Source organism: Sphingomonas sp. (assembly GCF_041661825.1).
Taxonomy (GTDB): Bacteria; Pseudomonadota; Alphaproteobacteria; order Sphingomonadales; family Sphingomonadaceae; genus Sphingomonas.
The window spans coordinates 1,013,382-1,037,931 of the sequence record NZ_JBAZTU010000003.1 but is presented as its reverse complement, the minus strand read 5'-3'; the positions used below and the strand labels follow the sequence as shown (position 1 = coordinate 1,037,931).

Below are 24,550 nucleotides of genomic sequence, written 5' to 3'. Positions count from 1 at the left end.
AGCTTGGCATAAATGGGGAGGGGCATGAAACCCTGGGCACGCTATGTGATCGGCGCCATCGCCGGCACCCTCCTCGGCGCAGGCGCCGCCGTATGGAGCGTCCGCGCCGGCGCGCTCGGTTCGTCCGACAGGATCGGCCCCTGGACCACCGGCCGCGACTTCGGCACCGCACACGCCAGCGCCCACACCCGCGCGGTCGTTGCCTTGCGCGGCCTGCTCGCGCTCCCCGCCACCGAAGCCCGCTATTACACCGCAGCTGTGGATGACGCCGGCCGCCCGCTCGAAGGCCGCTGCACCTATGCCATCAATGGTGGCGGCCTCCCCGGTCGCTGGTGGAGCCTGACGCTATACGACCGTGCCGGCTATCTCGTCCCCAACCAGCCCGGCATCTATTCGGTCGGCAGCGCGGGGCTGCCCTCGTCCGAACAGGCGCACTGGACCGTCATCGCCTCGCCCGAAAAACAGATTGGCCATTGGCTCCCGACCGGCGGGATCGACCGGTTCGAACTGACCCTGCGCGCCTATCTCCCCGATGACGGCGGCAAGGGCAATTTCACTCAGGCGCAACTACCCGGCATCGTGCGGGAAGCGTGCACATGATCCGCCGCTGGCTCGGTCCGCTGATCGTCGCGACGCTGCTCGGCACGGTCGCCTGGCATCTGGTGCTGGCGATGACGCCCGACATGCTGATGCGCCTCGCGCTCGACCGTGTGTCGAAGGTCGGCGGCCCCAACCGCTTCACGCATGCGCCGCTCGCTACCGCTTCCTCGCGAGCGATCGTCCGGCCGAGTCCCGACCTCGCTTATTCCTCCTGCCCGTTCGATCTGTCGAACGGGCCGCTGCTGATCGACGCGGTGCCGGTCCCGTCGCCATATTGGTCGCTGTCGATCTTCGACACCCACACGGACGTCGCGCTGGTCCGCAACGGCATCAAGGCGGCGTACAAGCCGTTCCGCGTCGCCGTCCTGGCATCGGGCCAGAGCGCGCCGGCCGGCTATGAGGCCGTCCATGTCGACGGCACGCGCGGCATCGCCCTGATCCGCATCCTGATCGACGACCGCGCCCGCTTCCCGGCGATCGATCAGGAACGTCGTGCGACCACCTGTCGGGCGGCGGGATAGCACCGTCCTGAGGCCTCTTGCGGGGGAGATCGATTCAACATGGTGGCCGATCGTGAAAGCTTGGCGCGGCGAGAATCCTTTCGATTCACGCCCCGCTCATTCTCATCGTTGCATCATGAAAGGGCGCTGATCAGCCGCGTATCAGCGGAAACGAACGCGCATTTTACCGCTGTTTTCGCCTGTTTTTCCGCTGTTATCGATTAACAGGGAAAACGTACAGCAAGGCTTTGAAAAAGCGCCTGAAATCTTCCGCGATTCTCCAACATAACAGCGGAAAGAAAAAATGTGGGACGCCGAACAGCCGAAAACCCGAGTCGCTGTTGGAAACCCACCCGCCTCAAACGTGGATCGGCGCCCCGAACCGGTTGCTGTGCTCGGCAAAATTGCCCGCCCGCAACAACGCTGCCTGCTCGCGCCATTGCTCTCGCGCGATGAATCCGACCGGCACGTTCAGCCGCTGCTCCAGCGCCATTTCGTCCACCGCGGACAGTTTTTCGAGATCGGCGAAGCGGGTCACGCCCAATCCGAACAGGCGCGTGCTCAGCACACCGTCGATCCCGCGGATCTGAGTCAGGTCGTTATAACCGGCAGCACCGAACCAGGCCTTCTTGCTCTCGTCGGGCACGGCCGGCGCGAAGGCGGGTGTCGGCGTAGGAGCGCCGATCGGCAGCGGGGCGGCGGCGGCGATTTCCGCGGCGGGCGGCTCGATCGCGCGGGTTTCGGAGGGCCGTTCGTCCACCACTTCCGCAGGCGTTTCTGCTACGGTCTCTTCGATCGGCTCGGGTTCGGGCGTTTCCGCCACCAGTGCTTCCGCTTCGACCGATTCCGGCTCGCTTGCGTCGGCGAGTGGCGGTTCCGCGGCCACCGGTTCGTCCACCGGATGCTCGATTGCCTCGGCGACCGGTGCCTCAGGCGCGTCGATGGTCTCGGCCGGGGTCGGCTCAGCTGCCTCGACAGGCGCAGGTCCGCTTACTGGTGTGGTGTAGAAAGGCGCCGCGGCAACGGGTGCAACCACTGGCTCTGGCGCGACGAAGGTCGGCGTGAACGGGGCAGGGGCCGCAGGCGCGACGGGCGGTGGGGCAGGCGTCCTGGCGGCGTGGAGCCGATCCTCGAGATCGGCGATCGCAGCAGCGGACTCCGTCCGTTCCCGCTCCAGACTCGCCTCGAGGTCGGCGATCGCGGCAGCGGATTCGGCCCGCTCGCGTTCGAAGCCGGCGGTTTCGCGCTCCAGTTCGGTGACCCGGCGCGTCGCGGCGCGGACCTTGTCGTCGGAATCGGTGCGGTAGGAGGAGAAGTCGTCGGCTTCCTGTTCGTACATTTCCCGCCATTTGCGGCCGCCCGGATGAGTCGCGAAGCCGACCAGCCAGAAGCCGAAGGCGAGCAGCCCCAGGACGAGGAAATGCGAGGGAGTGCTGAACAGCATGACGCGCCCTTATCCGGTATAGGATTCGTTAACGATCCTGCCGTCAACGGCGCGTCGTAGCAAGCATCCGATTCGGACCTGGGGAGCGTCGGCTGGAGTTAGATCCCGCCCTTGAAAGCGTCGGAGATCGAGCAGGCCGCCGGGCCGAGAATGACGATGAACAGCACCGGCAGGATGAACAGGATCAGCGGCACGGTCATGATCGCCGGAAGGCGCGCGGCCTTTTCTTCGGCGCGCATCATACGCTCGTTGCGGAACTCGGCGGAGAGCACGCGCAGCGCCGACGCCAGCGGCGTGCCGTATTTTTCGGTCTGCACCATGGTGGTGACGACGCCTTTCAGCGCATCGAGCTTCACCCGCATCGCCAGGTTCTCGAACGCCTGGCGACGCTCCGACAGGAAGCCCAGCTCGATCGCGGTCAGGGTGAACTCGTCGCCCAGTTCGGGATAGGCGCGGCCCAGTTCGCGGGCGACGCGGTTGAACGCGGCGTCGACGGTCAGTCCCGCTTCGGCACAGATCACGAGCAGATCGAGCGCATCGGGCAGACCCTTGCGGATCGCGTTGGAGCGCTTGTCGATCTTGTTCTTCAGGAAGATGTCCGGCGCCTTGTAGCTCAGGATGAAGCTCATCGCGACGATGCCATAACGCTTGATCGCGCTGTACTCGGCGAACATGTCGGTGCCGTAGACAACATAAACCATCAACCCGCCGAACACGATCGGCAGGACGAGGCGGCCGAAGATGACCGCGACGGCATATTCCTTGGACCGGATGCCGGCCTGCATCAGCTTGATCTGCGCTGCCTTGACCTGGCTGTCCTGCAGCACCTTGAGGCCGGACAGGATCGATTTGATCCGATCGGTCGTCTCGTTCTTGGTGACGAGCTTCGCGCGGCGCTTGGTGGAGGCGGTGATGCCGGCTTTGAGCTGCTCGCGGCGGTCGTTCAAGGCCTTGACACGCTTGGTCATGGGGTCGCGCGCCGTGGTCGCGGCATAGACCGCCAGCAGCACCGCGAACGCGGCGATGCCGGAGAGCAGCGTCGCTACCCACATCACATCGACCCCGAGGATCGTTGGTCCTGCTGCCTCGCCCATTGAAGTTACGCCGTGCCCCTGTTCAAATTTCGAAGTTGATCATCTTGGCCATGATCCCGGCGCCGATCGCCATCCAGATCATGCCCCCGCCGCCCGCGACCATCAGCCGCTGGTCGATGAAGAAGCCCTGCATATAGCTGCCGTTGATCATCCAGATCATGCCGAACACGATGAAAGGCAGGGCGCCGATGATATAGGCCGACGCCTTGGATTCGGACGACATCGCCTTGATCTTCAGCTTCATCTGGCCGCGCATGCGCAGCACGTTCGCCAGGTTGGCGAGCGTCTCGGCAAGGTTGCCGCCGGTCTCGCGCTGGATCGCGATGGTGATGACGAAGAACTGGAATTCCGGCGTGCCGAGCCGGTCTGCAGTCTCCTGCAGCGCGACGTCCATCGTGCGGCCGATCTTCATCTTGTCGGTGATCGAGCGGAACTCGACGCCGACCGGCCCCTCGACCTCCTGGCCGACCACGCCGATCGTCTCGGTGATCGGCAGGCCCGAACGAAGCCCGCGGACCAGCAACTCGATCGCGTCGGGGAATTTCGACGTGAATTTGGCGATACGGCGCTTGATGAAAAAGCCGACCCCGAAATGCGGAATGCCGGCGCCCAGCATGATGCCGAGCAGCAGCGACAACGCGATCGGCATGCCCTGAAGCCAGAGCAATATGGCGACCACGACGGTGATGCCCAGGGTGACCATGCCGTACTGGCCCACGGTCCAGGTCTTGCCCGTCATCGCCAGCCGCTTCTTGAGCAACGCGGGGCGGGGCAGGAACCGCATCGCCGCCACGTCCATCCTGGTCGCGCGGCTCGCGGTAATGCGGCGCATCTGCGCTTCGACCAGTGCGTTCGACGAGTCGCTGTGCCGCGCGCGGACTGCGCTCAGCCGGCGCTCGCGCGCGCGCTCCGGCGACGGGCCCGAAAGGGCGAACACCATCAGCACCAGCACCGTGGCGGCGCCTGCGAACAGCATGATGAACGGCATCAGTTCCATCGCGGTATCAAGCGCCCCGCTTCGTTGACGGACGGTTTACGCCCGCGAATTTTTCTGCCCGCCGGCTCCCGCCGGCAAAACCACGGGGCCGCATGGACCGGGTCACTTCTTTGCCGAACGCTTCGGCATCATCGACTTGAGATCGGCGAACTTGCCCATCAGCGATCCGCCCTTGTCGCCCACCTTCTTCTTTCGGCTATCGTCGCTGTCGGCGGCATCGCCGACGCCCATCAGCCTGGTCGCCAGCTCGACCATCGGCTGAGTCGTCTTCGAGCCCTTGCCGGCCTCGGCGACCGGCTTGCCCAGCTTGGCTGCCTGTGCGGCCAGCTTCTGGTCGAACGGGACGACGAAATCGATCTTGCGCTCGATCGAGCCCTCGAAATCCTTGCGGCTGATCTCGAGCTGGCCGTTCAGGTGCATCTTGTTGGCGACGACGAAGACCTGGGTCTGCGGCGCGTTGGACTTGAGCCAGGACAGGATCCGGATCGAATCGCGCGCAGCGGCCAGGGTCAGCTCGGTCACCACCACGGCGACCTGCACATCGGTGATGAGGTGCGGATGCTGGACCAGCATGTTGCGCGGCAGGTCGACGATGGTGCACTCGAACGCGGCGCGCATCTCCTCCTGCAACTGGTAGAAGGCGGCGCCGTCGGTCAGGACCGGCGAGTTGATCGGGGCCTCGGCGGAGAGCACCGACAGCGTCTCGCTGGCCTTGACCATGGCGCGTTCGATGAACAGCCCGTCGATGCGGCTGGGGTTCTCGATCGCGTCCGTCAGGCCGCGGCCCGGCTCGAGGTCGAGCGCAAGCGCGCCGGTGCCGAAATGCACGTCGAGATCGAGCAGCGCGGTGGTCCGTCCGCCCTTCTCGCTGAGGATCCAGGCGACCGAGGTCGCGAGCGTCGAGGCGCCGACGCCGCCCCGCGCGCCGATGAAGGCGGTGGAGCAATGCGGACGCTCGGCGCCGACATCGATCAGCTTGGGCGCGTTGAGGATGGTCTGCGCGTGAGTGAATGCCTCGCGCAGCATGTCGGGGCTCAGCGGCTTGAGCAGATAGTCCTGGATGCCGCTGACGACGAGATCGCGGTACAGGCGCACATCATTGACCTGGCCGGCCGCGATCACGACCGTGCCGGGCTCGCAGACCTCCGCGAGCGCATTGATGTCGTTGAGCGGATCGCCGGATTCGGAAAGGTCGACGAACAGGATCTGCGGGCTGGCCGAGACCGACAGGGACTGGACTGCGTTGCGCAGCCCGCCCTTGTTCACCTTCTCGGGCACCCAGCCCATTTCGACCGCGACGGGGCGGACGATCTCGGCGGTAGTCTCGTCGCAGACAAAGGCGACGAAGGGTTCGCGATGGCCGACCCGGCCGGAGCTGCTGAAGGGGGCGTTCATGTTATTTGCTCCCCGCGTCTTTCAGGCCGCCTGCGCCGGTCGGCGTGGCCTTGCGATAGGTTCCGATGGCGCGGGTCGAGACCGCGGTGTCGGTGGTGTCGGCACCGGGCTGGCCGCGCACGAGATCTGCCGGATTGGCGACCATCGCCGCCAGGTTGGAATTGATCGCGCACCCCTGGTTTGACGAGGTGTTGCTCTCGAACTCGGGCTGCGCGCTGCGGCTATAGTCGGGACATCCGGGCACCGTCGCCTTCATCCGGCTGACGACGATCCGTGCCGTGCCGGGCGCAATGGCCGCACCCGTCACGGGCGTGTCGTCCGACAGGAGCAGGCCGTAGTGCGCGATCTCGGTCGAGACCTCGTCGCGAATGCCGCCGCCATAGGGATTGGGATCGTCGATCGCGACCCGGTCACCATAGCCGAGGCGGAGCGACGCCATCCAGCCGGCCAGGCGCTGCGATTCGCCCGGGGCAAGCGTGTTGCCGCTGGTGTTGACGTCGAACACATAGTCGGTCCGGCTGACCACCGGCTGGTGCACAGATTCGAGGCCGCGGTTCTGCGTGCCGCTGCACGCGCCCAGGAACAGGGCCGGGGCGAGGGCGGTTGCGAGGAGGATCGTACGCTTGATCATGGGTTTATCCCTCGAGACGGCGTCAATTGAAGCTGAAACCGGGTGCGGCGCTCGCACCCTTTTTCGACTTCGACTTGGCTTCAGGCGGTGCGTTCTTGGTGACCTGATCCTCGCGGCGCTGCTGCGGAGCAGGCGCGGGCAGGACGGGAATCGGGGCTGCGGCGCCAAAGGAGGGGCCGGCGCCGACGGGCGGGGCCATGCTCGGCTTGGGCCGATCGCCGCCATTGATGCCGCCGCCGAGTTGGCCCAGCAGGACCCGGTCGAGGTCGGTCGGCGCCTTGTAGCCGTCGGTCGGCAGGACGATCTCGTTCGCGTTGACTGGCTTCACCAGATACGGCGTGATGATGATCACCAGTTCCGTCTCGTTGCGCTGGAAGGCGTTCGAACGGAACAGCGCGCCGAGGATCGGCACGTCGCCCGCGCCGGGGGTCTTCTCGAACGAATTGTTGTGGCTGTTCTGCAGCAGGCCGCCGATCATGAAGCTCTGGCCCGAGCCCAGCTCGACCGTCGTCTCCGCGCGGCGGGTGGTCAGGCCCGGCACGCGCGAGCTGCCGATCGCCACGGCATTCGAATAATCGAGCTGCGACACTTCCGGCCGCACGCGGAGCGAGATCCGCCCGTCGGCCAGCACGGTGGGCGTATAGGCCAGGCTAACGCCGTACTGCTTATATTCGACCGTGACCGAGCCGAGGCCCTGCGACACCGGGATCGGCACTTCGCCGCCGGCCAGGAAGGTACCGGTTTCGCCCGACAGGGCGGTGAGGTTCGGGTTGGCGAGCGTCGACACCTGGCCGATCGTTTCGCCGAGATCGATCGCGCTCAGCAGATCGAGGCCGAACAACTTGCCGGCCAGACCCAGGGTCGTGCGTGCCGAACCGTTCAGGAAGGTGAAGGACGTGCCCGTGCCCGGCGTCGTCGCCGTGGGCGGTACCGGGGGCGTGATCGTGCCGGCGTCGCGGCCAGAGCCGATGCCGAACAGGAAGCCGCCGGTCGTATCGAGCGACTTCAGGTTGACGCCGACATTCTTGATGAAGCTGCGGCTGACCTCGGCGAAGCGCACCTGCAGATTGACCTGCAGCGGCGTCGCGGTGCGAAGGCGGTTGAACACGCCGATCTTCAACGCGGCGCCCGGCGCCGAGGCGTCGATTCCGGGGTTGAGCAATGCCGTCACCAGCCGTTCGGCCTGGGCGCTGTCGTCCGGTGATCCGACGGTCCCGGTCAGCACGGCGATCTGGCCGGTCGTGGTCACACGGATGTCGGCATCCGGCATCGCGAGCTTCAGCATGCGATCGATGGACGTGATGTTCTGGCTGACCCGGACGTTCGCCGAATAGATCACGCCGCCCGACGAACTGGTCGCGAACAGCGTTGCTTCGCCGAATTCCTTGCCGAACAGATGGATCTGGCGCGGGTTGCTGACATAGACGTCGGCCACGGTCGCATTGGATACCCAGACATCGGCAACGTCCGCCGGCAGGGTGATCAGCTCACCCTGGCCGATCGACAGCAGCACCTCGCGGGTCGGCCGTTGCGTGCCGACCGGGGGCGTGCCGATCCGGGCGGGGCGCCCGGCGATCGAGCGCGGCTTGGCCGGGCGAGCCTTGGCGGCACCGGCGATCGCGGTCGCGGGCAGGCTGGCGACCATGGCCGCCGCTGCCGTCACCGCAACCGAGCGGTGCAAGAGGTTCCTGATGCGCATCCTACTTCTTCCCCCCGACCGAAACATCGGTCACCGAATTTCCTCGCGCGACGTGCACCACCGGCCCGACCGGCGCCGCGGCCCCCGGATATCCTCCGGCACCCGGTGCGCCGGGCATGCCTGGTACGGACGAAGGCGGCTTGCCGGGCACCGTGCTGCGCTGGAAACGCGACACGTCGGCGCCCGTGGCGATCGTCGAGCTGCCCGCCTGGGGCTGGCTCGCGACCTGCAGCAGCATCGCCTTTTCGGCCTTGGGATCGTTGCCCTCGGGCACCTTGACGTCGCCGTTGGCGATGGCTTCCTCGAGCTCGCTATTGTTGTCGGCGATCGAGCGCAGCGACAGCGAGAGCGAGCCGAGCGTCTGGGCGACCGCGATTTTCTCCGCGATCTTCGGCGTCGCCTCGATCGTCACGTTGGAGAAGGTGCGCACGACGGTCTTGCCGTCCTCGCCCACCTGATTGTCGGTGCGTTGGTCGGTCGCCAGCACGCGCAGGTTGCGCATGACCGTCTCGGCGACCTTGAGCGGCGGGCCGTCGCCGCCGCCCGGCACCGTCTGGGTCAGGACCAGATCGATCCGGTCGCCCGGGAAGACAAAGCCGGCGACGCCGGTCTGTGCCGAAACGGGGAACGTCACGGCGCGCATGCCCGGGCCGAGCGCCGCCGCCAGGAAGCCGCGATCGCCGGGCTTCACGAGCGCGCCCTGCGTGACCGGCTGGCCAGCGGTGATCGCATTGCGGACGACCGTGCCCTGAAGCGACTTCAGGTCGGTATCCTTCTTGATGAAATAGGCGTTGTCGACCAGTTCCTTGGGCCAGGGCTGGAACTTCAGCGCGGTGGCATCCAGGATCGTACCGACCGGCAGCGCACGCGTGGCGACGAGCACCTCGGGGCCATCGACGGGTACGGCGACCGAGGTCGCGGCACCGGCTTGCGGGGCGGCGCCGCCGATGAGCAGGCTGCGCGCCATGAATGCGGTGATCGCTGCGACGATCAACGCGCCCACCAGAAGAATGATCTTGCGACTATCCATGACGTTTCAGGCCTTTCGGGCGCGGGACGATTGAACCCGCGTTAAGCATTCACAGGAACTGGTTAAGAATCGGTTCGCGAAGTGTAAGAAGCGCTGCGATCGCGATCGCCACGCCGTAGGGAATCTCCGGTTGCTCCGGTTTTTTGCGTATCGCGCGCTCGATCATGAGCAGCAGCGTGAGCGCGCCGCCGAGCAGCGACATGACGATCAGCATCCAGGCGAGTGCGTCGAACGGGAACCACAAAGCGAGCGCACCGATCATCTTGGTGTCGCCGCCGCCCATCCAGTTCATGAAAAAGGCGCCGAGGAAAAAGGCGAAGACGATCGACGCCACGCCGACCTGGATCGCGATGTCGGGCCAGAGCGCCCAGCCGTTCGCCCACCACCACAAGGGCGCGAGCGCCACGATCGCGATGTTCTTCCAATTGGCGATCTCGCGGGTGCGCGCGTCCTGGATCCCTGCCGAAACAAGGAGCAGCGCAAGCGCGCCGAGCAGTAAAGCGTTTGGCATTCCCCCGACCATCAGCAATATCCCTAGACGACATGGCTTTCTAAAAAGTAACCAGCGTCCATGGTTTCCCCGCAGCTCTATCGCCGCGCGATTCCGGCCACCGCCCGGATCTCGTCCTGGATCGCGCCCGATGGCTGGCCGCTGCGCCGTTTCGACTGGCCGGCGGAAGGTCATCCGCGCGGCAGCATCCTGTTCCAGGGCGGCCGCGGCGATATCTTCGAGAAATATCTCGAGGCGTTCGCGCACTGGCATAGCCAGGGCTGGTCGATCACGGCGTTCGACTGGCGGGGGCAGGGCGGATCGGGGCGCCTCTCACCCGACCAGCATGTCGGCCATGTCGAGACCTTCGGCACTTTCATCGACGATTTCGCCGCTTTCTGGGCGGAATGGTCGGCGGAAGCGGCGGGGCCGCAGGTCGCGATGGGCCATTCGATGGGCGGACACCTGATACTTCGCGCCCTGACCGAAGGTGTCGCGCGCCCGACCGCGGCGGTGCTGATCGCACCGATGCTCGGCTTGCACAGCCCGCTCGGCGCGCGGATGGGCGAGCGGCTTGCCAGGTTCCTCGGCGGCGTCGGCAATTCGGCGCGCCCGGCGTGGAAGGTCAATGAGCGCCCGGCGACCACCGCCACGCGCCAGGCCCTGTTGACTCATGATCCCGCCCGCTACGAGGACGAGCTCTACTGGCAATCGACCAAGCCCGAATTGCTGCTCGGCCCGCCGAGCTGGAAATGGGTGATGAAGGCGTTCGAATCGACCCGGCGCCTGCGCGAGGATCCGCGGCTGAAGACGATGACGGTCCCGGTGCTGATGCTCGTCGCGGAGGCGGACAAGCTGGTGAGCCCCAAGGCGGCGCTGCAGGTCGCCGGCAAACTGCCCGATGTGCGCGTGGTGCGGTTCGGGCAGGAATCCGCGCACGAGGTGCTGCGCGAGGCGGACGGCGTGCGCAACCGCGCGATCGGCGAGATCGACATCTTCCTCGCCTCGCGCGCGCAACGCTGAGCCCCGCGGAGGCGCGATCTTGAAGCGGTACGATATCGCGATCGTCGGGGCCGGAATCGCCGGGGCGAGCCTCGCGGCGGCGCTGGCGCCCCATGCGTCGGTCCTGCTGATCGAGGGCGAGGACGCGCCCGGCTATCACGCGACTGGCCGGTCGGCGGCCTTCTGGTCGGAAACCTATGGCGGCCCAGGCGTCCAGCCGCTGACCAGTGCGTCCGGTCCGGCACTTGAGGCGGGTGGTTTCCTGGCGCCTCTGGGGTCGCTCCATATCGGGCGGACGGCGGACGCCGCCGCGATCGATGCCTTCCTTGCCGAATTCGAGGGCACGGACGTTGTGCTCGGACGGGTCGATCCGGCGTTGGTCGTTCCCGGCCTGCGCGACGACTGGACGCTCGGTGTGATGGAGGCGAGCAGCGCCTATATCGACGTGGCTGCGCTCCATGCCGATTGCATCGCCCGCGCACGCCGGGCGGGGGGCGAAATGATCCTGAACGCGCCGCTTCGTGCCGCCAGGCGCGAAGGCGGGCAGTGGCGCGTGACCACTGCCGCCGGGGACTTCGCTGCGGCCATCCTCGTCAATGCCGCCGGCGCATGGGCCGACGACGTGGCGCGCATCGCGGGTGCCGGGCCGATCGGAATCCAGCCCTATCGCCGCACCATGACCCAGCTGCGGACCGACCCCGTCGTGCCCGAGGGGCTGCCCCTCGTTTCGGACATTTCGGGCAAATTCTATTTCAAGCCGGAGGTTGGCGGGCGCCTCTGGCTGAGCCCGCACGATGAGGCCCCGGTCGACCCCTGCGACGTCCAGCCCGAGGAACTCGACGTGGCGATCGCGATCGACCGGTTCGAGCACGTCGTCGACTGGCGTGTGACGGCGGTCGAGCGGCGCTGGGCCGGTCTGAGGAGCTTCGCCCCCGACAGGCTGCCGGTCTATGGCTTCGATCCCCAACTCACCGGCTTCTTCTGGTGCGCAGGGCAGGGCGGTTTCGGCATCCAGACCGCCCCTGCCGGCGCTGCGCTCGCGGCGGCGTTGCTGCTGGGCAAGAGTCCCGATCCCGTCGTCGCTGCGATCGATCCGGCGGCATATGCGCCAGGGCGATTTCGAACGCTGGCGTAACGGTCCGGGCAAAGCTACCCTGAATCAGCCCAAGGTGGAGGAACGACATGGCGCATAAATTCGTGATCGAGCAGAACAAGGCCGGCGAGTACGTCGCCAAGTTCAAGTACAACAACGAGATCATTTTCTGGACCGAAGGCTATGCGAACAAGGCCGGTGCCAAGAACGCGATCGAGTCGGTGCTGAAGAATGGGCCCGGCGCGCCGGTCGAGGAAGGATAAGCCCCGCCCCGAGGCGATTTGAATCGAGAATCTGACGACGGAAATTCCCTGTTCCGAGGGCGGAACAGGGAATTTTTTTATTTTTGCGCCTGATTTGGTCGGATTTTTGCCGGAATTCTGGTGTGGAATCAAGATGTTGAGTGGCATTTCCCTGTTCCTGCGGAACAGGGAATTCAACGGCAAGGAACAGGGAAAAACGAACGCGGAACAGGGAATTGGTGTGGGCTGAACAGGGAATTGGCGCGTTGGCGCTGCGGTGCCGGCGGTCGATCGAAGAGCCGGATCGGGAATGCGGTCGAGAGCGCTCATTGCCGGTGGATGACACGATCAGGCGCAGTATTGAATCGATCGGGCGAATGGCCTGCGTCGCCCGCCCGCGGCATTCGGCGAGTCCCGGCGCCGTCACGATCCCGCTCTAATCTATCTTTAAGCCGGCGTTGGTATCCAGCGCCATGCTCAGCCCCGCAGTTCCAGGCGACCGATCAGGCACTCATGTCTATGCCACGCTCGACGGCCTTCGCGGGATCGCTGCAGCGCTAATCGCGATTCGTCACGCCGGGCCATTATTCCCCGGCTGGGAATTCCCGCACAGCCCGCTTGCCGTGGACCTGTTCTTCGTCATCAGCGGCTTCGTGATCGCGAGCGCCTATGATCGCCGGCTGGAGAATGGGCTGACCCCGATGGGGTTCATGAAGCTCAGGCTGATCAGGCTCTATCCGCTCTATCTGGCGGGACTGTTGTTGGGTCTCGCTGCGGGCATGTTATGCTGGTTGACGGGTACCGATCCTCGGTTGAGCGCAGCGACGCTGATGGGGCCGTTTCTGGTCGGGCTGCTTATCCTGCCATCGCCCTTCACCTGGAACAACGAGACGTTCCCGCTGAATCCGCCAGCGTGGTCGTTGTTCTTCGAACTGGCCATCAATTATATCTATGCCGTCGCCTACAGGAGGGTCACCAAGGCGCGTCTGATCGGTGCCACCTGTATTTTCGGCGCGCTCCTGTTGATCATGTCCCTGAACGACATGGGCCTGGATGAGGGCCATTCCTGGCCGCATTTTTCTACCGGCTTCGTGCGGGTGGTATTCTCGTTCTCCGCCGGGCTGTTGTTGTTTCGAATCCGCCGGCGCGTCAATATTTCGTCTTCCGGCTCGGTTTTGGTCATTGGATTGGCGGGCGCCACGCTTGCGATGCCGAACCTGGGTCAATGGTATTCGTTGGTTGCGATCACCCTGTGGATACCAGTGCTCGTCTTCTTCGCCACCATGGTCGAGCCTGGCGCGAGGGTGCGGCGGGCGTGCCTTCTGCTGGGGCAAATCTCCTACCCGCTGTACGTGCTCCACAGTCCTGCGGCCGTGATCGTGGAATCGGCATTGGCCAGAGTCGGTGTCGTGCATCCCAATGCGGTTATCGGCGTGATATTTCTCGGCTCGATGATGGTGATCGCGCTCTGGACGGATCGTTTCATCAAGGCGCTCATCGGCGATCGATTCCGGGGGGAAAGGCGGATGCAGTCCTCTCGACCGGATATTGGCGGCTCGCCCGCTGTGACAACGAGCAACGCTCTCCAATAGGGTCGAGGGCTAACCCCGCCCGGCGGCTACCGCAGCATCGCTGGCCAGCTTGTCGGCCCGCTCATTGTCTGGGTGGCCGGCGTGACCCTTCACCCAGAGCCATTCGATCCGGTGCGGCTTGGCGGCGTCGAGCAGCGCCTGCCACAGATCGGCATTCTTGACCGGCTGCTTGGCGGCGGTCTTCCAGCCATTCTTCTGCCAGCCTTTGATCCATTTGGTCAGGCCGTCCATGACGTAGCGGCTGTCGGTCGACAGCGTGACATGGCACGGCCGCTTGAGCGCGTTCAGGCCCTCGATTGCCGCGGTCAGTTCCATCCGGTTGTTGGTGGTCAGCTTCTCGCCCCCCGCCAGTTCGCGCTCGCTGGTGCCGGAGCGGATGATCGCGCCCCAGCCGCCCGGGCCCGGATTGCCCTTGCAGGCGCCGTCAGTGGCGATTTCGACTTTGGTCAGCTCGGTCATGCAATATCCAGCGAGGTCGTGCGCGCCGCATAGGCCTTCAGGCGGCGCAGATAGGCGAGCGGGTCCTTGCGCGTCACCAGGGCGTCGGCGGGCGTGTTGAGCCAGTCCCAGGCCCGCGACAGCAGGAAACGGATGCAGGCGCCCTTGGCGAGATGGATCAGCGCGGCCCGTTCATCGGGTCTGAGGTCGATCGACTGGCCATATCCCTCGATCAGCGCGCGCCCGACTGCCCAGTCCGCCTTGCTGCCCGTCGCGTCGAACGACCAGGCGGTGTGCATCACGGCGAGGTCATAGGCGCGGATGTCCGTGCAGGCGAAATAGAAGTCGATCAGCCCGGTCACGGCATCGCCGCGCATCAGGACATTGTCGGGGAACAGGTCCGCATGGATCGCACCCACCGGAAGATGGGCCGGCCATGCATCGAGGACTGAATCGAGCGCGAAGCCGACATCGTCGTAGAGGCCGGGCGCAATGCCATCCAGGTCTCGGCCGCAGCGTTCGAACAGCGGGCGCCAGGTGTCGACGCCCATCGAGTTCGGGCGCGTCAGGGGGAAATCCGCCAGTGCGTCGTGCATCCGCCCCATCGCGTTGCCGGCGGCAAAGGCCTGGGCGATGGTGGGATGCGAGACCGACACGCCGGTCAGGAACTCGATGAGGCAGGCCGGCCGGCCTTCGAGCTGATGGATCACCGTGCCGTCGCGATCGGGCAGCGCGCGGGGCACCGGCAGTTCATGCGCCCCGAGATGATCGATCATGGCGAAGAAGAAGGGCAGGTCGTCGAGATGCACGCGCTTTTCGTACAGCGTCAGGATGAAGCGGCCGCCCGTCGTGTCGACCAGGTAATTGCTGTTTTCGACACCCTCGGCGATGCCCTTGGCGGAGACCAGCTCGCCATGGTCGAAACCCGACAGAAAGGTGCCCAGCGCCTCCGCTGAAACCTGAGTATAAACCGCCATGAAGTCAGGCTGCGACTTCGAGGCCGCGGGGCAGCTTGAAGGAGATCGTCTCGCGCGTGGTCTCGACTTCGTACTCGCTGACGTCGAACCGCTCCGAAAGCCTGTCGACGAGTTCCCGGACCAGGACTTCGGGGGCGGAGGCTCCGGCAGTGATGCCAAGCGTCCGGACGCCTTCGAGGAAGTCGAAATTCAGGTCGCTTGCGCGCTGGACCAGGACGGCCGGGGTCCCTTCGCGTACTGCAACCTCGACCAGCCGGACCGAGTTGGAGGAATTGGGCGCGCCGATCACCAGCATCGCGTCACAGGCGCCGGCGATCTTTTTGACCGCGGCCTGACGGTTCGATGTGGCGTAGCAGATATCCTCGCCACGCGGTGCCTGGATATTGGGGAAGCGATGCTGCAGCGCCTCTACGATGGCGGCCGTATCGTCGACCGACAGCGTCGTCTGGGTGAGGAAAGCAAGGTTGTCGGCGTCGGCCGGTTGCATCGTCTCGACATCGGCGACGGTTTCGACCAGCGACATCGATCCTTCGGGGACCTGGCCGAACGTGCCGATCACCTCGGGATGGCCCTCATGGCCGATGAAGACGATGTGGCGGCCGGCCGCGACGAGCCGCTCGGCCTGGCGATGCACCTTGGAGACGAGCGGGCAGGTGGCATCGAGATAGGAAAGGCCGCGTTGCGCCGCCTTGGTCGGCACTGCCTTGGGTACACCGTGCGCGGAGAAGACCACGGGCACGCCATCGGGCACCTCGTCGAGCTCCTCGACGAAGATCGCACCCTTTTCGCGCAGCGCATCGACGACGAATTTATTGTGGACGATCTCATGCCGGACATAGACCGGCGCGCCATATTTCTCGATCGCCAGCTCGACGATCTGGATCGCGCGATCGACACCTGCACAGAAGCCGCGAGGGGCGGCAATGAGCAGTTCGAGCGGCGGTTTGTGGAGATCGGTCATTACGGAGCGCTCTACGCGATTGCTTGCGTGTGCGAAAGCCGGTTCCTATGGTGCGCGCCGTTCCGGGGCCGGTGCGCGTGAGCGCGAGGCCCCTTCCTATGTGATAAGGTGCGTGTGCCCGTGACAGCCCGGAAAATTGCCGTTCCCGCCATCCTGATGCTGCTGGCAGGCGGCTGCTCCACCACCGGAGACATTGACGAAACCGGTGGCATCACGGCGATCCGCTCGGCGTGCCCCAGCGTCGGCGTTCCCGCGGCGACGGGCGACATCACGCTGTTCGATCCGCCCGCCAGCACTGCCTCGACGGCGATCGACGTGGCCGCGGTGATGACCAATGTCCGCTCCACCTGCGCCGATGCGACCGACGATATCGTCACCACCGTCACCTTCGACATCCAGGCCCGCCGTGCCCGTACCGATACGGCGCGCGACGTGAACCTGCCCTACTTCATCACGGTGGTGCGTGGCGGCACCGCCGTCATCGCCAAGCGCGTCGGCCATGTTTCGGTGCATTTCAATGCCGGGCAGGACCGCGCGACCGCCAGCGGTCAGGCGACCAGCACCATTTCGCGCGCGGCGGCCAGCCTGTCGGACGATGTCCGCAAGAAGCTGACCGAGAAGCGCAAGGCCGGCGGCAGCGATGCCGCGGTCGATCCCCTGACTCGTCCGGAGATTCGCCAGGCCGTGTTGCGTGCGACCTTCGAGGCGCTGGTCGGTTTCCAGCTGACCGACGATCAGCTCAAGTACAACGCGACGCGATGACGGATGTGCGGGCCTTTGCCCTGCTTGCAGGCAAGGCCCGGTACCTCGCGCGGGGTGAAAACAGCGCGATCGCCAAATCGCCCGTGAAGGGGCCGGTGAAGATCGGCTTTCTCGGGCTGGAAGGCGACGAGCAGGCCGATCTCAGCGTGCATGGCGGGCCGGACAAGGCGCTGCACCATTATCCGCACGATCACTATGCGCGCTGGGGCGAGGGCAGAGCGGACGATACGGTGCTCGCCGGCCCGGGTGCCTTTGGCGAGAATATCTCGACGCACGGGCTGACCGAGGACCATGTGTGTATCGGCGACCGTTTCCGCCTGGGCAGCGCGCTGATCGAGATCAGTCAGGGGCGCCAACCCTGCTGGAAGCAGGGCGAAAGACTGCAATGGCCGGCGCTTCCGGCGTTGATGGTCAAGGAGCGCCGCAGCGGCTGGTATTACCGCGTGATCGAAGAGGGGACGGCTGAGTTGGGCGATCTGCTGTCGATGGTCGAGCGGCCCCTGCCCGACTGGACGGTGCGCCGGGTATTCGGCCTGCTCATCGCCGGCGACCATCGCAAGGACCCAGAAGCGCTCGCCGAACTGGCAGGCATGGAGTTGCTTTATGACGGTTGGCGCCGCCGCGCCGTCAAATTGATGACTTAAGGTAAATAGCAAGCCCAAGCCCGATTGACTCGCATGCTGCACCGCGTCACACCGGGGTGTCGATGGGGGGCAACCCTCATAGGCACGCGCGGGAGAGACCCCGGACGTGGGACCCTTGTCAAAGCAATGGCTTGGCATGGAATCCCTGATCCAGGGCGCCGAAGGAGCAACCGCCCCGGAATCTCTCAGGCACACCGGACCGCGCGGGCTATCGACACTCTGGAAAGCGGCTGCAGCGACGTTCGCGTGGCCCACCGAAGGGGTAAGCCGTATCGCATAAGCGAGCGGTGAAAGCTCTCAGGTTCCCGTGACAGAGGGGGCGGCGATACGCGGCGTGGTGATGCGCTGCGTAACGCCGTGACACCTTGTGACGGAGACCGGCATTGAGCGACACCGAAGGCCCCGAGATCGAAATCCAGACGCTGCCGCTCGATGCGTGGCACCGTGCGCGGGACGGCCGAATGGTCGAATTCGCCGGCTATCACATGCCCGTCCAGTATGAAGGCATCATGGCCGAGCATCTGTGGACGCGCGAGTCCGCCGGCCTGTTCGACGTCAGTCATATGGGCCAGCTGCTGTTTACCGGCGACGATGCGGACGCCGCGCTCGAGGCGCTGCTGCCGGGCGACATCAAGGGGCTTGCCCCTACGAAGATGCGCTATTCGCTGCTGCTCGCCGAGAATGGCGGCATTCTCGACGACCTGATGGTAACTCGCCTGCCGGGGGCAGGCGAGTTCGGCGCTTCTGCTGGTCTCTATATGGTCGTCAACGGCGCGACCAAATATGACGACATCTCCTATCTGCTCGATCACCTCCCCGACGACATCACGATCAACATCATGGACGAGCAGGCGCTGCTTGCGCTGCAGGGGCCGAAGGCGGTCGACGTGCTGTCGCGGCTGGTGCCAGGCGTCGAGGCGCTGGTGTTCATGACCGCGGGCCCGTTCGAGTGGAACGGCACGCCGCTGTGGATCAGCCGCTCGGGCTATACCGGCGAGGACGGGTTCGAAATATCGGTCCCAGCCGAAGCCGCCGAAGCGCTGGCCGATGCGCTGACCGCAGAAGCCGAAGTCAAGCCGATCGGGCTTGGCGCACGCGATTCGCTGCGGCTCGAGGCGGGCTTGCCGCTGTACGGCCACGATCTCGATCCCGAGACGACGCCGGTGATGGCCGATCTCGGCTTTGCCCTGTCGAAGCGCCGGCGCGAGGAAGGCAATTTCATGGGCGCCGAGCGTATCCTGCTCGAGCGCGAACAGGGCCCCGTGGTGAAGCGCGTCGGGCTGGTCGTCGAGGGCCGCCAGCCAGTGCGCGAAGGCGCGGCGGTGGTCGACGCGGACGGGTCCGATGTCGGCAAGGTCACCAGCGGCGGCTTCGCCCCGAGCTTCGGCGCTCCGATCGCCATGGCCTATGTGCCTGCCGCGATGGCTGCGATCGGCACCGTCATCCAGATCGCGCAGCGCGGCAAGGTCCATCAGGCGACCGTCACCGCGATGCCGCTAATTCCACACCGCTATGTCCGAGCAGGAGGCAAGTAAGATGAGCCGTTACTTCACCGAAGATCATGAATGGGTCGATGTCGACGGCGACATCGGCACGGTCGGCATCAGCGAGTATGCGCAGAGCCAACTCGGCGACATCGTGTTCGTCGACGTGCCCGCCGAGGGCAAGGAACTGACCAAGGGCGACGAGGCCGCCGTGGTCGAATCGGTCAAGGCAGCGTCGGACGTCTATTCGCCGGTTTCGGGTACGGTGCTCGAGGGCAATGCGGCGCTGAGCGACAATCCGGGTCTCGTCAACGAGGATCCGGAGGCCGAGGGCTGGTTCTTCAAGCTGACCCTCAGCGATCCGGAAGAACTCAAGAGCCTGATGGACGAGGCCGCCTACGCCGCCTTCGTCGCGAAGCTTTGATCTAAACCCCCTCCCGCGCGCGGGAGGGGAGGAGAAGTGAATGCGTTACCTGCCCCTTACCGACAATGATCGTCAGGCGATGCTCGCCACGATCGGTGCCAAGTCGATCGATGACCTGTTTGTCGATGTTCCCGCGATTGCCCAACTCGATGGCCCGATCCATGGCCTTCCGGGCCATGCCAGCGAACTGGCGGTCGAGCGTCATATGTCGGCGCTGGCGCGCAAGAATTTGGCAGCGGGCGAGGCGCCCTTCTTCCTCGGTTGCGGTGCCTACAAACATCATGTGCCGGCGAGCGTCGATCACCTGATCCAGCGCGGCGAATATCTGACGGCGTACACGCCGTATCAGCCGGAGATCGCGCAGGGCACGCTGCAGATGCTGTTCGAATTCCAGACCCAGGTCGCGCGGTTGCTCGGCACCGATGTGGCGAACGCGTCGATGTACGACGGCTCGACTGCCTGTTGGGAAGCGATCGGCATGGCGCGCCGGGTGACCAAGCGGGCCAAGGCGATCCTGTCGACCGGGCTTCACCCGCATTATGTCTCAGTCGCGAAGACCATGGCGAAATTCACGGGCGACGTCCTGGAAACGGGCACGCCCTCGCTGTCGGCCGATACCGACATCGCGGACCTGATCGGGAGGATCGACAACGACACCTCGTGCGTCGTCGTTCAGTATCCCGATATTCTCGGCCGCATCGCCGACCTGTCCGATCTGGCCGCCGCGTGCCACGCGAAGAAGGCGCTGCTGATCGCGGTCGTCACAGAGCCGGTAGCGTTGGGCGCGATCAAGTCGCCGGGCGAGATGGACGCCGATATCGTCGTGGGCGAAGGCCAGTCGATCGGCGTCGGGCTCCAGTTTGGCGGCCCCTATGTCGGGCTGTTCGGCTGCAAGGAAAAATATGTCCGCCAGATGCCGGGGCGGCTCTGCGGCGAGACGCTGGATGCCGATGGGCGTCGCGGTTTCGTGCTGACGCTGTCGACCCGCGAGCAGCATATCCGCCGCGAAAAGGCGACGTCGAACATCTGCACCAATTCAGGGCTGTGCGCGCTGGCTTTCTCGATCCACATGACCCTGCTCGGTGAGGCCGGGCTGCGGGCGCTGGCCGAGACCAACCATGCCGGCGCGGTCGCCGCGGCGGAGCGGCTGGTGCAGGTGCCGGGCGTCGAGCTAGTCAACGACGCCTTCTTCAACGAATTCACCCTGAAGCTGCCGGTCGAGGCGCGGCCGGTGGTGCGCACGCTCGCCGATCGCGGCATCCTGGCCGGTGTGTCGCTCGGACGACTCTATCCCGGCGAGGGCGATCTCGCGAACGGCCTGGTCGTCGCGGTGACCGAGACGACCACCATGGAGGATGTCGAGACATTTGCCTCCGCGCTCCAGGAGGTGCTGGCATGACGATCAACGCAAGCGGCTGGCGCCCCGAGCGCCCCGAAGCCGGTTCCGCCACCGCCCCGACCTTCACCGGCAACAAGGCGCTGATGCTGGAAGAGGCGCTGATCTTCGAGATCGGATCGACCAAGACCACCGGCGTGGAGGTTGCGGCCCCGGCCAAGGTCGCCTCGCGGCTCGGCAATCTCGGACGTACGGCGCCGATCGGGTTGCCAGGCCTCTCCGAACCCGAGGCGGTGCGCCACTATACGCGGCTGTCGCGGCAGAATTATGCGATCGACCTCGGCCTGTTCCCGCTCGGTTCGTGCACGATGAAGCATAACCCGCGGCTCAACGAGAAGATGGCCCGGCTGCCCGGTTTTGCCGACATCCACCCGCTCGCACCGGTCGACACCGTGCAGGGGGCGCTCGAGGTGATCCACCAGCTCGCGCACTGGCTGGTGACGCTGACGGGCATGCATTCAGTGGCGATGAGCCCCAAGGCGGGCGCGCATGGCGAGTTGTGCGGCATCCTGGCGATCCGCGCCGCGCTGGAAGCGCGCGGTGAGGGGCACCGCAAGGTGATCCTGGTGCCCGAAAGCGCGCACGGCACCAATCCGGCCACCGCGGCGTTCGCCGGCTATTCGGTCGAGGATATCCCCGCGACCAGCGAAGGCCGGGTCGACCTGGCGGCGCTGACCGCGCGGCTCGGGCCTGACGTCGCCGGCGTGATGATCACCAACCCCAATACCTGCGGCCTGTTCGAGCGCGACATGCGCAAGATCTCGGACGCAGTGCATGCGGCGGGCGGGCTGGTCTATTGCGACGGTGCCAACTTCAATGCGATCGTCGGGCGAGTCCGCCCGGGCGATCTCGGCATCGATGCGATGCACATCAATTTGCACAAGACCTTCTCCACCCCGCATGGCGGTGGCGGGCCGGGTTCGGGGCCAGTGGTGTTCTCGGAAGCGCTGGCGCCGTACGCGCCGCTGCCCTTCGTCGAGCAGACGGCGGACGGCTTCCACCTCGTCGAGGAAGAGACTGCCGAGGAGCATCATGCCGGCAGCTTCGGCCGCATGGTCGCCTTCCAGGGCCAGATGGGCATGTTCACCCGGGCGCTGACCTATATCCTCAGCCACGGTGCGGACGGCCTGCGCCAGGTCGCCGAGGATGCGGTGCTCAACGCCAATTATATCCTGCGCTCGCTCGACAGCACGCTCGATGCGCCGTTCGGGGCGTCGGGGCCGTGCATGCATGAGGCTTTGTTCTCGGATTCGAACCTGGCCGAAGGCTTCTCGACGATCGACATCGCCAAGGGGCTGATCGACGAGGGCTATCACCCGATGACGATGTATTTCCCACTGGTCGTGCACGGCGCGATGCTGGTGGAGCCGACCGAGACCGAGAGCAAGGCGGCGCTCGACCAGTTCATCGGTGCGCTGCGATCGGTGGCGGAGCGCGCCAAGGCGGGCGATGTCGCGCTGAAATCCGCGCCGCATTTCGCGCCGCGCAGCCGGCTCGACGAGACGCTGGCAGCGCGCAAGCCGGTGCTGGTGTGGAAAGACCAGGAGCTGGCGCAAGCGGCGGAATAAGGGGCGGTCGATCGCGGTCACGAACCCGTCACACTCACGGGGCATCGCTATCGGCCGCGGGTTGACGGGACACGGAGCGGGGCGGAATGCAGGTTCATACCGGCCAGCCACAGGGCTGGATCCAATATGCGGTCCCGACGGCGATCTTCGTCCTGGTCTTCGCTTTCCGCGCACGGCGCCTGAGTCAACTTCGGCCGCTCAGGATCGAGCGGCTGTGGATCTTCCCCGCGATCTACCTGCTGGTCTGCACCTGGATGCTGGTCCAGTATCCACCGACTCTCACCGGCTGGCTGCTATGCGTCCTGGCCCTGGCGGTCGGTGCGGCGCTCGGCTGGCAGCGGGGCAAGACGATGCGGATCACCGTCGATCCCGAGACGCATCAGCTCAATCAGAAGGCGTCGCTGGCCGGCATTGCTTTCCTGTTCGGAATCGTGGGGCTGCGTGCCGCAGCGAAGGCGGGGAGCAGCGCGCTGCATCTGAACGTCGCGATGCTGACTGACATCCTCGTCGTGCTCGCGCTCGGCCTGTTCGCCGTGCAGCGCGTCGAGATGTATCTGCGTGCGAAGCGGCTGCTTGACGAGGCGCGGGCTGCGCGAGCCTAAAACCAGCGCGGGACGCTCTTCTTGTAGGCGACATAGTCGGCGCCGAACCTGCCAAGCAGATAGCGTTCCTCGCGGGCGATCACCTGGGTGCGGACCAGCAGGATCGCGACCGGCAGCAGCAGGAGCGCCGTGAAGCTGTCCAGGAAGATAGCGAGCCCCGTATAAAGGATCGCCATGCCGAGATACATCGGGTTGCGGGTGAAGCGGTAAATGCCGGTCGTGACCAGGTGCGTTGCCGGAAGCCAGGGTTTCACCTCGGTCCCCATGCTGCGGAATCGTTCGGAGCCGGCGATGATCACGCCCGCGCCCATCAGCAGGAAGGCGCCGCCCGTCCAGATCGAGAGCGTGCCCGCGGGGCCCAGCCGGCCGGTCAGGCCGGTCCAGGCGAAGCCCAGAAGCAATATGCCGAGATAGATGAGCGGCGGCGGAAAGCCGATCTTCGCGCTGTCCGGATGAACCTGCATCTTTCTCTCCCGACTATGCGCCCATCATGCGGGGACGAGCGTGGCGAAGGCAACCTAAACGATTGCCTGCTCGGTTTCGGTCCGTCGGCGGACATGTTCGCGCCAGACGATATAGAGGCCGCTGCCGATGATGATCGGCGCGCCGACCCAGGTGGGGAGGCCAGGCAGAGTGCCGAACAGCAGCCAGCCGTAGAGCGTCGCCCAGAGCAGCGATGAATAGTCCATCGGCACCACGATCGAGACAGGCCCGAGCTTGAGCGCCGTGGTGAGCGCGATCTGGCCGAGATTGCCGACCACGCCAACACCGATCAGCAACAGCCAGACATCGGGCGAATGCGCCTGGTGATCGAAGGCATAGACGATGCTGAGCGGCACCATGGAGAGCGTCGCGAACCAGAACACGGTGGTGGTGGGATTCTCCGTCCGACCGATCCGGCGAAGCTGGATCGAGACGACCGCGGTCAGGAACCCGGCGGTGAGGCCGGCCACCGTGCCCCACAGGACAAAATGCCCGGTGCCCGGCCGGGCGACGATCAGCACCCCGACGAACCCCGCCGCGACGGCGAGCCAACGGTGCCAGCCGGTTGGTTCCCGCAGCACCAGCGCGCCCAGGATCGTGGCGAAGATCGGCACGGTGAATTGCAACGTGGTCGATTCGGCGAGCGGCAGCAACGTCACCGCGCTGAACAGGCAGGTCATGCTGGTCAGTCCGACCACAGCGCGCATGATATGGGCGCGGAGCTGGCCGGTTCGGATCGTGCCGAGCCCCGGACCGAGCGCGATCACCGTCGCGACCAGGGGGATCCCGACCAGCTGGCGGAAGAACAATATCTCCGACAGGCGCGCGCCGCGGATTTCCGCCAGCTTGATCAGCGCCGCCATGGTCGCGAGGAACACGACCGACAACAGGCGAAGTGCGATGGCGGGAAGGATGCGGTCGGCGTTCATGAGGTGGCTCGCTCTTGCGGAAGAGTGAGCTGCGGAACAAGTCCGGGGTGACGGATTAATCCGGAGTCGCTAT

General features: G+C 65.8%; 26 protein-coding genes and 1 riboswitch. Of the genes, 13 read left to right on the top strand and 13 right to left on the bottom strand.

Annotation, left to right across the window (positions count from 1 at the left end; genetic code table 11):
- Nucleotides 1-24 precede the first annotated feature (24 nt).
- Nucleotides 25-600 (top strand): DUF1214 domain-containing protein, encoded by a 576-nt coding sequence (locus WC729_RS17860; protein WP_372855189.1) that lies wholly within the window; start codon nucleotides 25-27, stop codon nucleotides 598-600.
- Nucleotides 597-1,121 carry a DUF1254 domain-containing protein gene (locus tag WC729_RS17855; RefSeq protein WP_372855187.1) on the top strand — a complete coding sequence of 175 codons (525 nt, stop codon included), beginning with the start codon at nucleotides 597-599 and terminating at the stop codon, nucleotides 1,119-1,121. The genes WC729_RS17860 and WC729_RS17855 overlap by 4 nt, the downstream gene beginning before the upstream one ends.
- Before the next feature lie 337 nt (nucleotides 1,122-1,458).
- Here the strand turns inward: WC729_RS17855 and WC729_RS17850 are convergent, their stop codons facing one another.
- From WC729_RS17850 to WC729_RS17815, 8 genes are all read right to left on the bottom strand, one after another.
- Nucleotides 1,459-2,544: a hypothetical protein gene (locus tag WC729_RS17850; RefSeq protein WP_372855185.1), complete on the bottom strand. Its 1,086-nt coding sequence runs from the start codon at nucleotides 2,542-2,544 to the stop codon at nucleotides 1,459-1,461.
- 98 nt (nucleotides 2,545-2,642) lie between these two features.
- A complete protein-coding gene (locus WC729_RS17845) occupies nucleotides 2,643-3,638 on the bottom strand; it encodes a type II secretion system F family protein (RefSeq protein ID WP_372855183.1) in 996 nt (331 codons plus the stop codon).
- A gap of 22 nt (nucleotides 3,639-3,660) precedes the next feature.
- Nucleotides 3,661-4,635, bottom strand: a complete 975-nt coding sequence (locus tag WC729_RS17840; protein WP_372855181.1) for a type II secretion system F family protein — start codon at nucleotides 4,633-4,635, stop codon at nucleotides 3,661-3,663.
- A gap of 102 nt (nucleotides 4,636-4,737) precedes the next feature.
- Nucleotides 4,738-6,030, bottom strand: coding sequence for a pilus assembly protein CpaE (locus WC729_RS17835; RefSeq protein ID WP_372855179.1), 1,293 nt, complete (start codon nucleotides 6,028-6,030; stop codon nucleotides 4,738-4,740).
- 1 nt (nucleotide 6,031) lies between these two features.
- Complete coding sequence (locus WC729_RS17830) at nucleotides 6,032-6,661, bottom strand: CpaD family pilus assembly protein (protein WP_372855177.1); 630 nt, start codon at nucleotides 6,659-6,661, stop codon at nucleotides 6,032-6,034.
- 22 nt (nucleotides 6,662-6,683) lie between these two features.
- Complete coding sequence (locus WC729_RS17825) at nucleotides 6,684-8,360, bottom strand: type II and III secretion system protein family protein (RefSeq protein ID WP_372855175.1); 1,677 nt, start codon at nucleotides 8,358-8,360, stop codon at nucleotides 6,684-6,686.
- Nucleotide 8,361: 1 nt separating this feature from the next.
- Nucleotides 8,362-9,390 (bottom strand): Flp pilus assembly protein CpaB, encoded by a 1,029-nt coding sequence (gene cpaB / locus WC729_RS17820; protein WP_372855173.1) that lies wholly within the window; start codon nucleotides 9,388-9,390, stop codon nucleotides 8,362-8,364.
- 49 nt (nucleotides 9,391-9,439) lie between these two features.
- Nucleotides 9,440-9,901 (bottom strand): prepilin peptidase, encoded by a 462-nt coding sequence (locus tag WC729_RS17815; RefSeq protein ID WP_372855171.1) that lies wholly within the window; start codon nucleotides 9,899-9,901, stop codon nucleotides 9,440-9,442.
- Nucleotides 9,902-9,961: 60 nt separating this feature from the next.
- Between WC729_RS17815 and WC729_RS17810 the strand changes: the two genes are divergently transcribed.
- The 4 genes from WC729_RS17810 (at nucleotide 9,962) to WC729_RS17795 (ending at nucleotide 13,809) form a co-directional block, all read left to right on the top strand.
- A complete protein-coding gene (locus tag WC729_RS17810) occupies nucleotides 9,962-10,903 on the top strand; it encodes an alpha/beta fold hydrolase (RefSeq protein ID WP_372855169.1) in 942 nt (313 codons plus the stop codon).
- A gap of 19 nt (nucleotides 10,904-10,922) precedes the next feature.
- Entirely contained in the window at nucleotides 10,923-12,017 is a 1,095-nt protein-coding gene (locus WC729_RS17805; RefSeq protein WP_372855167.1) for an NAD(P)/FAD-dependent oxidoreductase, read from the top strand.
- 47 nt (nucleotides 12,018-12,064) lie between these two features.
- Complete coding sequence (locus WC729_RS17800) at nucleotides 12,065-12,238, top strand: YegP family protein (RefSeq protein WP_372855165.1); 174 nt, start codon at nucleotides 12,065-12,067, stop codon at nucleotides 12,236-12,238.
- 452 nt (nucleotides 12,239-12,690) lie between these two features.
- On the top strand, nucleotides 12,691-13,809 hold the full coding sequence (locus tag WC729_RS17795) for an acyltransferase family protein (RefSeq protein ID WP_372855163.1): 1,119 nt from the start codon (nucleotides 12,691-12,693) through the stop codon (nucleotides 13,807-13,809).
- A 9-nt stretch (nucleotides 13,810-13,818) separates the two neighbouring features.
- Here WC729_RS17795 and rnhA read toward each other — a convergent pair whose 3' ends face one another.
- The 3 genes from rnhA to ispH are packed head-to-tail and all read right to left on the bottom strand — an operon-like array spanning nucleotide 13,819 to nucleotide 16,185.
- On the bottom strand, nucleotides 13,819-14,268 hold the full coding sequence (rnhA, locus tag WC729_RS17790) for a ribonuclease HI (RefSeq protein WP_372855161.1): 450 nt from the start codon (nucleotides 14,266-14,268) through the stop codon (nucleotides 13,819-13,821).
- The gene (thrB, locus tag WC729_RS17785) at nucleotides 14,265-15,224 is read right to left on the bottom strand and encodes a homoserine kinase (RefSeq protein WP_372855159.1); all 960 of its coding nucleotides are present in this window, start codon (nucleotides 15,222-15,224) and stop codon (nucleotides 14,265-14,267) included. Before thrB ends, rnhA begins: the two co-directional genes overlap by 4 nt.
- A gap of 4 nt (nucleotides 15,225-15,228) precedes the next feature.
- Nucleotides 15,229-16,185 (bottom strand): 4-hydroxy-3-methylbut-2-enyl diphosphate reductase, encoded by a 957-nt coding sequence (gene ispH / locus WC729_RS17780; RefSeq protein WP_372855157.1) that lies wholly within the window; start codon nucleotides 16,183-16,185, stop codon nucleotides 15,229-15,231.
- Nucleotides 16,186-16,341: 156 nt separating this feature from the next.
- On the opposite strand from ispH, the gene WC729_RS17775 reads away from it, so the two are divergent.
- From WC729_RS17775 to WC729_RS17745, 7 genes are all read left to right on the top strand, one after another.
- Nucleotides 16,342-16,947, top strand: a complete 606-nt coding sequence (locus tag WC729_RS17775; protein ID WP_372855155.1) for a hypothetical protein — start codon at nucleotides 16,342-16,344, stop codon at nucleotides 16,945-16,947.
- The gene (locus WC729_RS17770; protein WP_372855153.1) at nucleotides 16,944-17,591 is read left to right on the top strand and encodes an MOSC domain-containing protein; all 648 of its coding nucleotides are present in this window, start codon (nucleotides 16,944-16,946) and stop codon (nucleotides 17,589-17,591) included. Before WC729_RS17775 ends, WC729_RS17770 begins: the two co-directional genes overlap by 4 nt.
- A 79-nt stretch (nucleotides 17,592-17,670) precedes the next feature.
- Nucleotides 17,671-17,803, top strand: a riboswitch (glycine riboswitch).
- 171 nt (nucleotides 17,804-17,974) lie between these two features.
- A complete protein-coding gene (gene gcvT, locus WC729_RS17765) occupies nucleotides 17,975-19,126 on the top strand; it encodes a glycine cleavage system aminomethyltransferase GcvT (protein WP_372855151.1) in 1,152 nt (383 codons plus the stop codon).
- Nucleotide 19,127: 1 nt separating this feature from the next.
- On the top strand, nucleotides 19,128-19,499 hold the full coding sequence (gcvH, locus tag WC729_RS17760; RefSeq protein WP_372855149.1) for a glycine cleavage system protein GcvH: 372 nt from the start codon (nucleotides 19,128-19,130) through the stop codon (nucleotides 19,497-19,499).
- 40 nt (nucleotides 19,500-19,539) lie between these two features.
- Nucleotides 19,540-20,898 (top strand): aminomethyl-transferring glycine dehydrogenase subunit GcvPA, encoded by a 1,359-nt coding sequence (gene gcvPA, locus WC729_RS17755; protein ID WP_372855147.1) that lies wholly within the window; start codon nucleotides 19,540-19,542, stop codon nucleotides 20,896-20,898.
- The gene (gcvPB, locus tag WC729_RS17750) at nucleotides 20,895-22,463 is read left to right on the top strand and encodes an aminomethyl-transferring glycine dehydrogenase subunit GcvPB (RefSeq protein WP_372855145.1); all 1,569 of its coding nucleotides are present in this window, start codon (nucleotides 20,895-20,897) and stop codon (nucleotides 22,461-22,463) included. The genes gcvPA and gcvPB overlap by 4 nt, the downstream gene beginning before the upstream one ends.
- Before the next feature lie 86 nt (nucleotides 22,464-22,549).
- Nucleotides 22,550-23,065, top strand: coding sequence for a CcdC protein domain-containing protein (locus tag WC729_RS17745; RefSeq protein ID WP_372855143.1), 516 nt, complete (start codon nucleotides 22,550-22,552; stop codon nucleotides 23,063-23,065).
- Here the strand turns inward: WC729_RS17745 and WC729_RS17740 are convergent.
- Together WC729_RS17740 and WC729_RS17735 are read right to left on the bottom strand one after the other, a co-directional pair.
- On the bottom strand, nucleotides 23,062-23,529 hold the full coding sequence (locus WC729_RS17740; RefSeq protein ID WP_372855141.1) for an isoprenylcysteine carboxylmethyltransferase family protein: 468 nt from the start codon (nucleotides 23,527-23,529) through the stop codon (nucleotides 23,062-23,064). The two genes, WC729_RS17745 and WC729_RS17740, sit on opposite strands and share 4 nt — an antisense overlap.
- A 54-nt stretch (nucleotides 23,530-23,583) precedes the next feature.
- Complete coding sequence (locus WC729_RS17735) at nucleotides 23,584-24,477, bottom strand: DMT family transporter (RefSeq protein ID WP_372855139.1); 894 nt, start codon at nucleotides 24,475-24,477, stop codon at nucleotides 23,584-23,586.
- Nucleotides 24,478-24,550 lie beyond the last annotated feature (73 nt).